The sequence below is a fragment of the Gemmatimonadaceae bacterium genome, from assembly GCA_020852815.1.
Taxonomy (GTDB): Bacteria; Gemmatimonadota; Gemmatimonadetes; order Gemmatimonadales; family Gemmatimonadaceae; genus SCN-70-22.
In genome coordinates this window covers 68,268-82,245 of record JADZAN010000002.1, presented here as the reverse complement: position 1 = coordinate 82,245, position 13,978 = coordinate 68,268, and the positions used below count along the sequence as shown (strand labels likewise).

12 protein-coding genes are annotated in these 13,978 nt (G+C 69.6%); 5 read left to right on the top strand and 7 right to left on the bottom strand.

Annotation, left to right across the window (positions count from 1 at the left end; genetic code table 11):
- Positions 1-2: 2 nt before the first annotated feature.
- The 3 genes from IT359_01460 to IT359_01450 are packed head-to-tail and all read right to left on the bottom strand — an operon-like array spanning position 3 to position 4,635.
- Entirely contained in the window at positions 3-1,502 is a 1,500-nt protein-coding gene (locus IT359_01460) for a sugar transferase (GenBank protein MCC6927631.1), read from the bottom strand.
- Positions 1,499-3,922 (bottom strand): polysaccharide biosynthesis tyrosine autokinase, encoded by a 2,424-nt coding sequence (locus IT359_01455; GenBank protein MCC6927630.1) that lies wholly within the window; start codon positions 3,920-3,922, stop codon positions 1,499-1,501. Before IT359_01455 ends, IT359_01460 begins: the two co-directional genes overlap by 4 nt.
- Positions 3,919-4,635: a polysaccharide export protein gene (locus tag IT359_01450; GenBank protein ID MCC6927629.1), complete on the bottom strand. Its 717-nt coding sequence runs from the start codon at positions 4,633-4,635 to the stop codon at positions 3,919-3,921. Before IT359_01450 ends, IT359_01455 begins: the two co-directional genes overlap by 4 nt.
- Positions 4,636-4,945: 310 nt before the next feature.
- Between IT359_01450 and IT359_01445 the strand changes: the two genes are divergently transcribed.
- The 3 genes from IT359_01445 (at position 4,946) to IT359_01435 (ending at position 8,642) form a co-directional block, all read left to right on the top strand.
- Positions 4,946-6,160, top strand: coding sequence for a hypothetical protein (locus IT359_01445; GenBank protein MCC6927628.1), 1,215 nt, complete (start codon positions 4,946-4,948; stop codon positions 6,158-6,160).
- Between the two features lie 3 nt (positions 6,161-6,163).
- Positions 6,164-6,955 carry a L,D-transpeptidase gene (locus tag IT359_01440; protein ID MCC6927627.1) on the top strand — a complete coding sequence of 264 codons (792 nt, stop codon included), beginning with the start codon at positions 6,164-6,166 and terminating at the stop codon, positions 6,953-6,955.
- Between the two features lie 535 nt (positions 6,956-7,490).
- On the top strand, positions 7,491-8,642 hold the full coding sequence (locus IT359_01435; protein MCC6927626.1) for an FAD-binding oxidoreductase: 1,152 nt from the start codon (positions 7,491-7,493) through the stop codon (positions 8,640-8,642).
- Between the two features lie 250 nt (positions 8,643-8,892).
- Here the strand turns inward: IT359_01435 and IT359_01430 are convergent, their stop codons facing one another.
- Positions 8,893-9,276 carry a response regulator gene (locus tag IT359_01430; protein ID MCC6927625.1) on the bottom strand — a complete coding sequence of 128 codons (384 nt, stop codon included), beginning with the start codon at positions 9,274-9,276 and terminating at the stop codon, positions 8,893-8,895.
- A gap of 29 nt (positions 9,277-9,305) precedes the next feature.
- Positions 9,306-10,427, bottom strand: a complete 1,122-nt coding sequence (locus tag IT359_01425; GenBank protein MCC6927624.1) for a PAS domain-containing sensor histidine kinase — start codon at positions 10,425-10,427, stop codon at positions 9,306-9,308.
- 209 nt (positions 10,428-10,636) lie between these two features.
- Here IT359_01425 and IT359_01420 point away from each other — a divergent pair, with 209 nt between their 5' ends.
- On the top strand, positions 10,637-11,755 hold the full coding sequence (locus IT359_01420; protein ID MCC6927623.1) for a HAMP domain-containing histidine kinase: 1,119 nt from the start codon (positions 10,637-10,639) through the stop codon (positions 11,753-11,755).
- Positions 11,756-11,759: 4 nt separating this feature from the next.
- A complete protein-coding gene (locus IT359_01415; GenBank protein ID MCC6927622.1) occupies positions 11,760-12,194 on the top strand; it encodes a response regulator transcription factor in 435 nt (144 codons plus the stop codon).
- Between the two features lie 74 nt (positions 12,195-12,268).
- Here IT359_01415 and IT359_01410 read toward each other — a convergent pair whose 3' ends face one another.
- Together IT359_01410 and IT359_01405 are read right to left on the bottom strand one after the other, a co-directional pair.
- Positions 12,269-13,015, bottom strand: coding sequence for a DUF4397 domain-containing protein (locus tag IT359_01410; protein ID MCC6927621.1), 747 nt, complete (start codon positions 13,013-13,015; stop codon positions 12,269-12,271).
- A 238-nt stretch (positions 13,016-13,253) separates the two neighbouring features.
- Positions 13,254-13,880, bottom strand: a complete 627-nt coding sequence (locus tag IT359_01405; protein ID MCC6927620.1) for a response regulator transcription factor — start codon at positions 13,878-13,880, stop codon at positions 13,254-13,256.
- Positions 13,881-13,978: the final 98 nt, after the last annotated feature.

The following is a 13,978-nucleotide window of genomic DNA, read 5'->3' as shown; positions in this document are numbered from 1 at the left end:
GGTCAGTAGGCTCCGTCCATCCGCAGGACGACCGGCACGGTGCGGAGCAGGATGCGCAGGTCGCGCCAGATGGTCCAGCCGTTCATGTACTCGGCCTCGAGCGCCACCACTTCGTCGAATGAGGTGATGCGATTGCGCCCCGCCACCTGCCACGGCCCTGTTATCCCGGGTTTGACATCGAAGCGGAGGAAGGCGCGATGTTCATACGCGGCCACTTCGCACGGGAGTGGCGGGCGCGGCCCCACGAGCGACATCGAGCCCTCGATGACGTTGAGGAGCTGCGGCAGTTCATCGAGGCTCGTGCGCCGGAGCACGCGCCCCAGCGGCGTGGTGCGGGGATCGGCGCGCACCTTGAACAGCCGGCGGTCGCGGTACACGCTCTCCTGCCGCAGGCATTCCACCTCTCCCTCGGCGCCGTCGCGCATTGTCCGGAACTTCAGGATCCGGAAGCTCGTGCCGCCGTAGCCCACTCGCTCTTGCCGAAAGAGGATGGGGCCGCGCGAAGTAAGGCGCACCAGGACGGCCACCACGAGCATGATCGGCGATGCGAGGATCACGAGGAGCATGGCGCCCGCGAGATCGATGAAGCGCTTGATGGCCAGGTGGTGCGCGCGCGCGGCGGGGCGCGTGAGCTCCACCAGCGGAAAGCCGCCGCACTCGGCCACTCGCGGGAGCTGCCGCGCCACCGGGTACATGCGGGATGGCGATACGACCCGGCACCCCGACGTCTCGGCGATGCCGAGCAGCAGCTGCAACTCCGTGGAGGCAAACTGGCTGCAGAGCACGACGGTATCGACGTCGTGAGCGTTGAGCAGGCAGGGGAGACGCAGCTCCAACGGTGCATGCTCGCGCGGTCGGCCGCGGGCGAGCGGGCCGGTCGTCACTTGTGCCACGGGAAGGAGCGCCTGGTCACCGTGCAATGGTGTGCGATGCAACGCGTCGGCGATGTCCTCGGGAGTCCCGATGTAGAGGGCACGTGGGAGCCCGAGACGGCCGAGCACGTGGGCGCGCACCAGGGCGCGGGCGGCGATGCGCCCCAGCGAGACGAACACCGCAACCACCACGACCACTCGCAGGTAGGCGGCGCTGGACCCGTCGATCGCCTGCCAGAGAAACGGCCAGTGAAAGAGCGAGACACCGAGCCCCACGCCGCCGAGGGTCGGCCACACGGCGGTGGGGGATCGATGCGAACGATAGGCGCCACATACGTGGAGTCCTACCAGCAATGCCAGCGAGAGCTGCACGCCGACGCTGAGGAGGTCGAGCGATGGATTGATCCATGCCAGCGCCCGCGGCCAAATGCCGCTGTCGTCGAGGAGCGCGAGCACCGTCACGGCACCGGCCACGGCCGCCACGTCCAGCAGGTGCAGCATCGCGCCGCGTATCCACTCGCGCAGCGCATGCTGCCGGCGGTTGGTGCGCGCCAGCTGCTGCAGTACATCGCGCGGCCACATCGCGTCCCAGCGAGAGCGAGCCGCCTCCACCTGCACCGCCGCCGTCATGCGCGCGTGAAGGTGTAGGCCCGGTACTCCGCCAGCGATGCGTTCCCGTCCTCGGCGGCCAGGCGCGCATCGTTGAGCACGGCGCCCAGCACGTGTCCCCCGGCCTCGCGCAGTTGGTCGACGGCGAGCGCCGCCGCCGGGCTGCCGGTCGTCCCGGCGCGCGCCACCAGCACCACGCCGTCGGCCAGCGGCGCCAGCGCGGCGGCGTCGGCGACGAGGTTGATGGGCGGCGAGTCGAACAGCACCAGTTCGTACGCGGTGGCCCACTGGAGGATGCGCCTGACGGCATCCATCGTCTGGGTCAGGTTGGCGCTGCGCGTGAGGCTCCCGGCACCAATGACGTCGGTGACCGTCCCGCCGGGCATGGCCAGCTGTGTGAGGCACTCCGCCGCGTCGTGCGTGCCGTGCGCGATGTCCACCACGCCGGGGCGGTGCGCCAGGGCCAGCGCGCGCGACAGTCCGCCGCGTCGCAGGTCGACATCGACCAGCAACGTGCGTTGCTGCTGGCGGGCCGCCACCGCGCCCATCGACAGCACCATGCTCGTCTTCCCCTCCCCGGGGAGGGCGCTCGCCACCAACACGCTGCGCGCCCCGGGCGGGAGCTGCGCGCGCAGCGCCAGCACGACGCGCAGGTACGCCTCGCTGGCCGCCAGTTCCGACGGCGACGACGCCGCGGTGCTCCCCACGGCGCGCGGCAGCGCGCGTGGCGCGCGCGAGGCCTGGATGCGCGCCCCCATCCGCAGGGCGCGCGACTCGCGAAAGTGCGGCACGACACCGATCACGGGGAGCGCCGTCGCGCGACGCAAGTCTCCCCGTGTGCGGACGGTGGGGCGGCGCTTCTCACCGGCCACCGCCGTCGCCACGCCGCCCAGTGCCCCCGAGAGCAGCCCCACCGCCAACGCCACCGGAAGGTGCGGCGACGACGGTTCGTGCGGCAGCACCGCGCGGTCGACGATGCGCACGCTCGCGTCCTGCACGGTCTGGTTGAGGCGCGCCTCCTGCAGACGCGTCTGCAGCACGCCCACGAGCGACTCCAGCACGCGGGGCGCGCGCTCCAGTCGAGACAGCTCCAGCTCGGTGCGCGGAATGGCGGCCAAGCGCCCCTGCTCCACGCCGAGCGAGGCATCGAGGGATGCGACCCGCGCGCCTAACGCGCTGGCGTAGGTGCTGGTAATGTCTTGCAGCTGCTGCTCCACCTGGGCAATGCGCTCGGTGAGCGCCTGCACATCGGGGTCGCGTGACGTCCGGCGCACCAGGAGCGACGCGCGCTGGTCGTCCAGCGTGACGAGTGCGCGCAGCAGCTCGCCCGAGGCCTGGTTGCGGAGCAACGACGGAATGCCGAGCAGCGCGCGGTAGGGCGACGATTCGCCTGCAGCGGCGGCGGGAGTGCGCGCGCGCGCCAGCGCCTGATCGATTGCCCCCTTCTCCGAGGCAACGTCGTCCCGCTCGGCCTGCCGCGCCGCGCGCTGGCGCACCGCCACCACCGCCGCCTCGTCAGGCGCCACCACGGCGTTGGCGTCGCGGAATCGCAGCAGTCGTGACTCGGCGGCCGCGAGTTGCGGGACGAGCGTGTCCAGTTGCGACACGATGAACCGCGCCGTCTGCTCGGCTTCCGAACGACGTATCGCCTGCCGGCGATCGATGTAGCGCGAGGTCCAGGCGTTGAGGACGTCGCGCGCGCGCTGCGGATCGCTGGACGCGTATCGCAGCACGATCACGTTGGCCTGCAGCCCGGCGCGCGACACCTCGACCTCCTCTTGCAGCCGCGCCACCACTTCCTGCTCCGGGGCGACGCGCACGGTGAGCGGTGCGACACCGCGCGGCGCGGGCGTTAGCGTCAGTCGCGCACCAAGGACGCGCACTGGCTCGCCCACGGCAACGGTATCGCCGCGCTCGCGCGCGAGGTATCGCCCGTCGGCCAGCGGCACCAGCGTCACGCTTCCTGTGTCGCTCGGGTCGGCGATCGACACATCGCGCACCGGCGGCTCGTGGGGCACGATCCCGCCGCGAGCGTGGCGCCACGTGACCTGCAGCGCAAGCGCGTGCGCCACGTCTGCGGCCAGCGTGCGGCTATGCAGGACTTCCAGCTCGGTGAAGACCTCGTCGCGGGGGACGGCGTCCTCGTAGAGCGACGGGAGCCGGCTCTGCCGCGCCTCGAGTCGCAGCGTCGCCGTCGCCTCGTACTGCGGCGTTGCAAGGCGCGTGTAGGCAATCGCCGCGACGATCCCCAGCGCCGCTCCGGTCACGACGCGCCGCCAGCGCGCGGCGAGCGTCCCCAGGAGGCGCGACGTCGAGAGCGCTATTCCCGCGCCCTCACCCGCCTCGCCTTCCCGCGCCGTCACCTCCCGGTCGCGCGGCGCGCGGTCGTCAGCATCGCCGCCGCTCCAGCTCAGGCCGAGATCAGATGAAGTGCGCATCATCGGGCAAGCAATGAGATGGCGAGTCCCCCACCAACGCTCACGATGGCCGCGACCAGCGGCACGTTGCGCGACAGCCACGCGCGCTGCTCGACCACGAGTTGGTCGCCCGATCGCAGCGTCACCTCCTGGCCGCCGAGCCAGAGCGGAATGACCATCGATCGACCGCCACGGTCGAGTCGGACCTCCGCGTCGCGACCGTCAGGTGTCGCACCACCGGCGAGCGCGAGTACATCGCGCACCGACATGGTCGGGTCTGCCGAATAGAGTCCGGGCGTGCGCACCGCCCCCAACACGCGAATGCGCCGTAGCGGCGTCACTTCAATGGATGGATCGCGCAGGAAAGGCGCATACGCGTCCGTCAGCTGCTCGCGCAACTGCTCGGGTTCCAGCGCGCTCACGTTCATCGCTCCCAGGCGCGGCAGTGTGACGATCCCGCGTCGATCGACCACGAACTCTCCCGACAGCTCGGGCTCGCGCCACACGCGGATGCGGATCACATCCCCCGGGACGAGCGGTGCCTGCGTCGCGCCAGCAGCGTAGGGGAGCCTTTCCTCGTTAGTCCGCGCGCCTGGGCCGCCACCGATCGATGTGCGTTGCGACAGCGAGGATGAGCCTGGCAGGCGGATCGCGCAGGCGGCGGTCGACATCGCCACCATGAGCACGAGCGCAGCACGGAGGCGCGCAGGCTGTGCGCGCGGGCCTGTCGTTGGCATGCATTCGCTCCGTTGTGGGCGGGACGCGGGGGGTCGAGTGCCACGTTATGCGCGCGGCGCGCCTCCGCCTATTGGCCGCACGTCCGCTTGTCGCTTGCCCCTCGTGGAGGGAGTGCGCTCCCTCCTTCGGGGCGATGGCCGCGTGGTACACGAACGCATAGCCCAGCGGGCGCGGAACAGAGATCGGCCCGGCGCGCGATGCGTCGCCCCTGGCTTCCGCCTAGCATGCGGCGCATACACCGGACCCCAACCGTGGCGTGCCTCTCGCGGCACGCCAGGGTCCGCCAGCAGGAGGGAGAGGATGCTGACGATGTCACATTGGCTCGGCGTCACGGCAGTGGCGCTCGGCGTAACGACGCTCGTGCTCCCGGCGTCCGCACAGGACACCACACGGACCCGCGACTCGCTGCGCGTACGCGATTCGCTGCGCCTTCGCGGTTCACTACGCCTTCGCGACTCGCTGCGCGTGCGCGATTCCTTGCGCGTGCGTGATTCGCTGCGGATGCGCGACAGTGCACGCACCACCGATCCGCTGCGCCGAGATGGCACGCCGGCGCCGTCGGCGCAGCGGGTCTTCGATCCCGCACCGCGCTCGCAGCAGCGCATTCCGATCCGGAAGGAGTCGTCGGGTGAGGTGGATTACAGATCGCAACCGGATTCAGCGGCGCGTGCGGACTCGCTCGCCCGCCTTGAGCGCATGCGGGACGATTCGTTGCGCCTCGAACGCCAACGCATGGCAGACTCCGTGGCGCGCATCGACTCCATGCGCCGCGACTCGCTGCAGGCGGTCGAGCGCGCACGCAACGACTCGCTGATGCGGGCACAGCAGCGCGTGCAGGACTCGATTGCAGCCGCCGACTCGGCGCGTCTCGCTGCCGAGCGGGAGCAGCAACGCATGCGACAACGTTACCTGTTCAATGGCTCGCCCTGGTACATCGGCATCGCGGGATCGAGCGCCGTTCCACGCGCGAGGCTGGAGGCGCTGGGATACGATGACGGCGTGGGGGTGACGGTTCCCATCGGGGTGCACGCTCGCAAGGCGCTGCTCGGTGCACGCCTCGACCTCGGATACACGCAGTTCGGGAACGGGAGCTTTACCGGGACGCTCCCCGGCGGCGGTACGCTGACGCTCGACAATCCCAAGCCGCGCGTCTGGTCGGCCGTGCTCAATCTCACCGCGCACGTGCCGCTCGTGTCCGGTCGGTCGCTGCAACTGTACGGGCTGGGCGGCGGCGGCGTGTTCCACTTCACCAACCTCGGGACGCGCTCGTCGTTAGGCGGGGTTCTGGGGGACGACGTCCTCAATGCCCAAACGAGCACGACGGAGACGACGCGGACCAAGTGGGGGATGCAGGCGGGGGGCGGGCTGGAGTTCACCTTCGGGCCGCTGGGCATCTTCGCGGAGTCGCGGGTGGTGAGCGTCCGCACGGGGCGCGATCGTGACGGCGCACTGGAGTCGTTCCTCGGGAGTCGCGATCGCGACGTGCGCTGGATCCCGTTCACGCTCGGCCTCACCTTTCGCTGATCCATGCACGCCCGAGTCATCCCGGCACTGGTCGGGTTGATCGTCGGCATGGGCGCGGCGGTGTGGCTGCCGGCACAGCACTCGCCTACCAGGCGAGTGCCTCCGGCGTCACGCCCCGCGCACCAGGCGTGGTTCCCCACCATTCCGCAGCAAGGCGACACGCTCATCGACGTCTCCCTGGTGCGCCGTGAGCTGCACGTCCTGTCCGGACCGGACACACTCTATACGGCGCCGGTCGCGATAGGCGCCGATTCGGTGGTACGATTCGAGGCGAGCGTGTGGCACTTCTCGACGCCGCGCGGGCGGCACCGGATCCTGCGCAAGCGCGCGAACCCGGTCTGGCGCCCACCGGACTGGCACTACGCCGAGGTGGCGCTCGCGCACAGGCTGCGCCTCCGCGCCATTCCTGCCGGCGGCATCGTGCTCGAGGATGGACGCCGACTCGTCGTGCGCGACTCACTCGTGGGGCTCGCCTGGCGCGACGACGATTCCGTTCCCACCGAAGGTGATTCGTCGCCCTCGACGACGGAGACGTTCGCCCCCCTCCCGGTCGACGAGCACATCGTCTTCGACGCCACGCTGTTCATTCCGCCCCTTGCCTCGCGCAACCGCGAAGTGTCGGGGATGCTCGGTGCGTTCGCCCTGGATCTGGGGGACGGCATCATGCTGCACGGGACGGTTGACGACGCCACCCTGCAGTCGCAGCGTACGCATGGCTGCATTCGCTTGTTGGCGCGCGACCTGCAGTGGCTGTATGACCATGTTTCGGTCGGTACCGTCGTGCGCATACGCTAACGCGCCGGGAGCGGGGCTGCGCCCGCAGTTCGGCGTTGGCCTACTCCCGATGGGCAATGGTGCATCGCATGAAGTCATCGCATACTGCTACCCCTTCGGTGAGATGGCTTCCACCTTCGTCACGCGAGATGGCGCATGGCACCGCCCTGCTCATTGCCCGCCGTTGATGCCGCACTCCCCCTGACCTCGGGATGCCCGGCCGTTTGCGAGGAACGCGCCACCACCACGCACTGCCCCTGGGTGGCCGATCTCCTCCTCGTGCTGGGGTCGACGACCGCCGTAGTGCCGCAGATGTGGATCCAGCAACTGGAGCGACGCGCCCCCTGCCGACGCGCACGGGAGCAGGCGCGCACACGACGCGGCGCCGAGCTCGAAAGGCTCGGCCCGTTTGCCGCTTCGCGGCGCTAGGGCTGCGCGGGTCGCAGGAATCGCCCGTGCGCCCCGCTACCGGATGACGACGACCGAGCGACGTCGGCTGCGTCTGGGTAGGTCATTCTGGGAAGGCTCGTGGGGGACGCATTTCCCCGTCTCGGCAATGCCGCGCGATACCACGTGCGATGTCGTCGTCGTGGGTGCTGGCATCTCCGGAGCGATGATGGCGCTGACCCTGGCGCGAGACGGACACGACGTGCGCATCGTGGACCGACGGTTCCCCATTCGCGGGAGCACCGCGGCCAGCACCGCCCTCCTGCAATACGAACTCGACCTGCCGCTCACCGCGCTCGCCGACCGGTTGGGGATGGCGGCAGCGCGCCGGGCATGGCAGCGCTCGTATCGGGCCACGCGCGCCATCGCGCGACTCGCGCGCGACGAGCGGATACGCTGCGGCCTGGGCCTGCGCCAGTCGCTGTACCTCGCGGGCGACGCGTTCGGCCACCGTGCATTGCGCCGTGAGGCCGCGGCGCGCCAGGAGGCGGGGATTCCGGCGGAGTTCCTCCCGCATGACGCGCTGATGCGGCGGTTTGGCGTGGACCGGACCGGGGCAATTCTCAGTCCGCACGCGGCGGTCGCCAACCCATTGCAGCTCGCGGCCGCGCTCCTGCGCCGCGCCATCGCGCGTGGCGCCCGCGTACACGCCCCGGCCGACGTTGTCGACATCGCCGTCAGCTCGCGCGGGCGTCGACGCCGGACACTGACGGTCTCGGTTGAGCCGGACGCCACCTTCCGCGCCCCCACGGTGGTGTTCTGCACCGGCTACGAACTGCCGTGCGCCCTTCCGCAGAGCGGCCATCGCATCCTGTCGACCTGGGCGCTGGCTGCGCGACCAAATGCCGCTCTGCCTGCCTGGCTCTCCCGCACGACGGTATGGGAGGCATCCACGCCGTACCTCTACCTCCGCACCGCAGACGGCGGGGCGCTGCTGGCGGGGGGCGAGGACCTCCCGGCGACACGCGCCCTTGCCCAGCATGGCGTGTTGCGCACGCAGACGCAGCGCGTGGCGCGCAAGGTCGAGCAGCTCCTGCCCGGCCTTCGGCTGGAGGTCACCCATCGCTGGGGCGGCGCGTTCGGCGCGTCGGTAAACAGCCTCCCGATCATCGATCGAATTCCCGACCTTGCCGGCGCCTTCGTGGTCGCAGGGTTCGGCGGGAACGGGATGACCTACAGCGCGATAGCCGCCGCCCTCCTCCGCGCCCGCCTCGCGGGGCACCCCGATCGTGACGAACGGCTCTTTCGCGCCGATCGATAGCGCCGCCGGCACCGCTCGCCCCTCGGCGCCGGTGGCTTCGCAAGGGCTCCTGTCCATCCGGGAGAGGGCGATCTACCTCTCACGGGTCATACCGCCGCATGACTAGCGGCGGGCTGCAATACACATCAGCGGAGGAATGGCGGCAGGAGGGATTCACCCGTAGGATGGCGACAGAGCCTGACGCGTCGCACCGAGAAATCGTGCGTAGCGGCACGTTTCGCTCGTTCGTCTCCCCGCCTCTCCATCCTGCTCAAACCGATCGGAACTGTTCGAGCACGGTACGGATGACACCGACATCGATCGGCTTTTCGTACACCCAATCGAAGCCCGCCTCGAGCGCAGGTACCCTTTGCGTCGACAACTCCCAACCCGTCATGGCCACCAGCACGGTGTGCGCCCCCCACGGTTCGCGGCGCAGTCGGCGTGCGGTCTCGAATCCGTCGAGCCCGGGCATGGTGACGTCCATGAACACCAGGTCGCACGGGGCGTCGGCCAAGTGGGCCAGCGCCGCCAGGCCGCTGGTCACGCCGTGGCCTTGGTGCCCGAGCATGCCCACCACGGCCACCAGGCTCTCCATGAGGTCGCGGTCGTCGTCCACGACCAGGATCCGCAGCGGTGATGCAGCTGACGGCATTGATTCTCCTGACGGGGGGCGCGCGTTCATCACGACCGCGGCGCCATCACGAGCGGCACGCGGATGACGAAGCAACTCCCGCGCCCCGCACCGTCGCTGTGTGCCCCGATCGTCCCGCCATGGAGATGCACGAGGTTGCGGCTCACGGTCAACGCCGCCCCAAGCCCCTCGCTCGTCGCGCCCACCTCGCGTGGCGAGCGCGCCAGCCCTTCGACGATCTCCGCCAATCTCTCCGCCTCGATGCCACGACCGCAATCGGTCACGGTGAAGACCGCCATGCCACTCTCGACGTGTGCCCTCAGCGCGATGTGCCCGCCGTCGTCACTGTGCGTCGCCGCGATCTCGAGGACGTTGGCCAGCGCCTGCGCAATGCGGCCGGCATCGACCGTGAGCAGGCTCTCCGGTTCTACGACCTCGACAGACAGCTCCTGCGCGCGTTGCTGTACGATAGACCGCACCGAATCCACCGTCTCCTGGATCAGCGCGGCAAGCGAGACGTTCGACGGGATGAGGACGACGCTGTCCCAGCGCATCGTGTTGACGTCGAGGAAGCCGTCGGTAATGCGCGTCAGGAGCTGGATCTGCCGCTCCATCAAATCGAGCATGCGCAGGCGGACGTCATTCGGTGTGCGCTCCGAGCGCACGAGACTCTGCGCGTGATGCAGCGCCTGAAGCGGGTTGCGGAGGTCGTGGGCCAGCGTGCCGAGCGACTCGTCACGGTGGCGCACCACCCGGTGCAGCTCCGCTTCGTGCACCTTCTTCTCGTGAACGTCGGTGAGCATCCCAACCCAGTGCGTCAGCGTTCCGCGCGCATCGGTGACAGGCTGGGCGCGCTTCTCACACCAGCGGTAGGCGCCGTCGTGCCGGCGACAGCGGACGTCCACTGCAAAGGCGAGCGGTACCATGGTGGCGCGGCGCCAGCCGTCATCGAGACGCGCGACATCGTCGGGATGCACCAGGGCCGTCCATCCCGCCTCGGCGAACTGCCGCGCGCTCAGCCCCGTGAACTGACGACACGCTGCGTTGAAGTAGCTTGGCGCGCCGGCCGCCGTCGTCACCCACAGCAAACCGGGGATGGCATCGGCGACGTCGATCACGGCATCGGCGAGGTTGGGTGGTCGCACGCTGCGCGTCGGCGAAGGAGAGGTCACGGGGCAACTCGTGCCGGTGTGGAGCCGCGAACGGGCGCTTTCCACTTCACGGAAGAACCGTACGAGTGTGTTACGCATATGGGAAGGGCCGTCGTTGCGGCACCAATCGTGCGCGTCACGACATCACCACCACGATGTGCGAGCTCAGCGGCCATGTTCCGCATGGCAGGTGACGCCCATGAGCGGCGTGCGCACAGGGAGACGACCGGATGCTGATCTCGCCGGAACGCGACGAAGGAACTGGGACGACTGGTGATCGGCAGCAGCAGCGCGTGCAGCGTGTCGCCATGGTCGGCACTCTGGCGGCAGGGTTGGGCCATGACCTGCGCAACGTCCTGATGCCAGTGATGCTGCGCCTGGACGTGCTCGCCTCGTCGCCCGACCTTCCGGACGCGGCTCGGCGCGACGTGGCGAGCATCCGCTCCAGCGTGCTGCAGCTGCAACGCCTGGCCGCCGGGCTCAGGCTGCTGGGATCCGATCCGTTCGACCAGGCGGACGAGCTGCAGCATTTCACGCTTGCCGCATGGTGGCCGGACGTGGCGCCGCTCGTGGCCGACGCCCTGACGGCGGAGACGCGCGTCGTTGCCGAGTTCTCGGACGGGTTGCCGTCGATTGCCGTCCCGCCGGGCGTTGTGGCACAACTGGTGATGAGCCTGGTGATGAACGCACGCCGCGCACTCAGCGGGATCGACGCACCCGCGGTCTGGGTGCGTGCGATGCGCCTCGACGAGGACACGGTGCGCCTCGAGATCACCGACAATGGCATCGGGATGGAGGAGGAGGTGCGGCTTCGATGCTTCGAGCCCTTCTTTACCACCCGCCCGCGCGAGTATGCGACGGGGATGGGGCTCTCCACCGGGCGGTCACTGCTGCGACGCTACGGGGGCGACCTGCGCCTGGCGGTGGCCGACGCAGAACCCGGAGCGACGTTTCATCTCCTCCTGCCGGTACACAAACGGGGAACGGCATCCGATGCACAGACCACGCGCACACGCGGAGTGACGAAAGAAGAGCGGGTCCAGCTCCTGCTCGCCGATCCGCGGCATCGCACTGTGGTGCGTCTGCACCTCGCGCAGCGCGGCGTGCGTCTCTGGGAGGGGACACCCGAGGCGGTGGAGGGACGGCGCCGGAAGCCTCGTGCGCCGAGTACGATCATCTGCGATGGCGAGGGCGTGGCGCGCGTCCTCGACGACTTGCGGAAACGGCGCCATCGACAGCCGCGCATCATCGCACTGGGGACGGCCCCCACGCCCGAGGCGGCCTCGGAGGGCGGCGTGGTGTGGGTCGCGATGTCGCAGCTCTCGACGCTGGCCGACCTGGTCAACTGACGCCATGCCCCACGCGGCGCCGCCTAACGACTCGCTCCCCCTGGACCGCTTCAGCGTCCTCTGCATCGACGACAACGTGCTCCTGGTGGACGCGCTCGAGCGACGGTTGGCGCTGGAGCCGGGGTTTGACCAGTTGATTCGGGTGGAGGACCTTGCCGACGCGGTGACACTCGTGGCGGCCCACCGGCCGGCGATCGTGCTCCTGGATGTGGACCTCCCCGGTGGCATAGACGCGTTGGTCCTCCTCGAGCGCATCGTGGCGCTGGAGTCGGACAGCCGCGTCGTGGTGCTCACCGGATACCCGCAGGGTGCGCTCATCTCCCGATACATGAGCCGGGGGGCGTGGGGCTTCATCTCGAAGGGGGTCACGTCCGATCGACTAATCGGCGCACTGCATCGGGTGCGCGGGGGCGAAGCCGTGATCGAGCTCGACGACTGATCGGCCCCTCACCACGCGCCGCCGACGGCGACACACGCGACCAATGTCCCGTGTGCGCCGTCCGCGCGTTTTGCCTACGCCTGCTGGCGATCCTCGAACCAGAAGGAAGCCAGCTTCCCGCCGGCATCACGGGTGATCACGATCGTGTACGAGCCGCCGGCCATGAGGTCGAGCGAAGGAAGCGTGAGCAGAGTGCTCTTGCCGTCGCCGTCGCGCACCTGCAGCGCCCCCTTCCATGGCGCCATCGACTTGAAGCCGGCTTCGGACGTGTAGTCCACGTCGTCGAAGATGGTCTCGCCGCCTGGGGCCACGATGTCGAGCTCGCCCGCGCCCTTGGCGGCGTGGATTACCCGCACGTGGGCCGACGTCGAGTCCGAGGCGATATCGTCGCGGAAGATGCGCGTCGAGAAGCCGCCACCTTCGGACTCGCGCATGACGACCATGGTGTACCGATGCCCGTCGGTCAGCATCTCACGATTGACGTCGATCGGCGCGTAGGCACCGTTGGGCGAACCGGACACCTGGAACGTGGCCCAGTTGCGGTCGATGGGTTGGTACGACGAGACACGCTTGTAGTCGACCGAGGGGAGCGTGTGCGCCTCGTCGGAACGCACGGTGAGGCCGATGACGTTCGGCACGGCGTTCACGACGCGCACCAGTGCCTGGTTGCGCGTGTCGGCCGAGTCGCCGGAAATGGATGTGGCAGCGTCGCCGGCGGAGGTCCTGGTGGTGACCTCCTTCTCCGTCTGCATGTCGCGACCGCAGGCCGCGAGAAGCAGCACGCTCACGAGTGCCAGTGGTGCACGGGTTGATGGAATCATGGCAGCAGTCCCTGTGTGGGCAGGAGTGGTGGGGACGGCGAGGCGATGCCCCGTCGTGTGTCGCTCAACCTGCCAGCGTCCGCCTCCGGCCGCCATTCGCCGCGGGGTGCGTCTCCATCTCGCTCCGGATCGGTAGGGATCTGCTGTCGCGAGGGACGAGTGGGCCCTATCCCTCGCGGCCAGACGGCACACCCAGCCCCGGCGTGTCGCCGATCACACGCGCATCGCCCGCGTCCAGCTAGCTCGAGCGCACGAGCCCGCGTTTCATCGCGATCGCGATGGCCTGCGTGCGATCGCGCGCATCGAGCTTCTCCAGGATCGCCTTCACATGCGCCTTCACGGTGCCACCGCTGATGAACAGCGTGTTCCCGATCTCGAGGTTCGACTTCCCCTCGGCCAGGCAACGCAGCACCTCGGCCTGTCGCGGCGTGAGTGCGTCCGACGCCACATGCTCGGCGAGCTTCGCGGCAATGGCGGGGGCGATGGAGCGGCGCCCGCTCTGGACGATGCGAATGGTCTCCACCAGTGTCGACGCGTCCACGTGCTTGAGCAGGTACGACGCCGCACCGGCGCGCAGCCCACGAAAGACCTCCTCGTCGGTGTCGTACGTCGTGAGGAGGATCACGCGTGCGTTCGGATCACGCTCACGCATGGCCTGCGTGAGCTGCGCGCCATCCATGGGGGACATGCGCAGGTCGACGACCGACACGTCGGGACGCACTTCATCAAAGAGCGCCAGCGCCGTGGCGCCATCGCCGGCCTGGCCAACGATGGTGAGCCCTCGTGCCGACAGCACCGCCGCGAGCCCCTCACGCATCACGGTGTGGTCGTCCACCAACAGCACACGAATCTCGGTATCGGTCATGGGCGCACCTCGTATTGACCTGGCTCTCGGGTTCGGTCCAACGAACGGCAGACCATGTCACCATCCTCCTGCCTGCTGCCGTGATCGACAGCACGGCA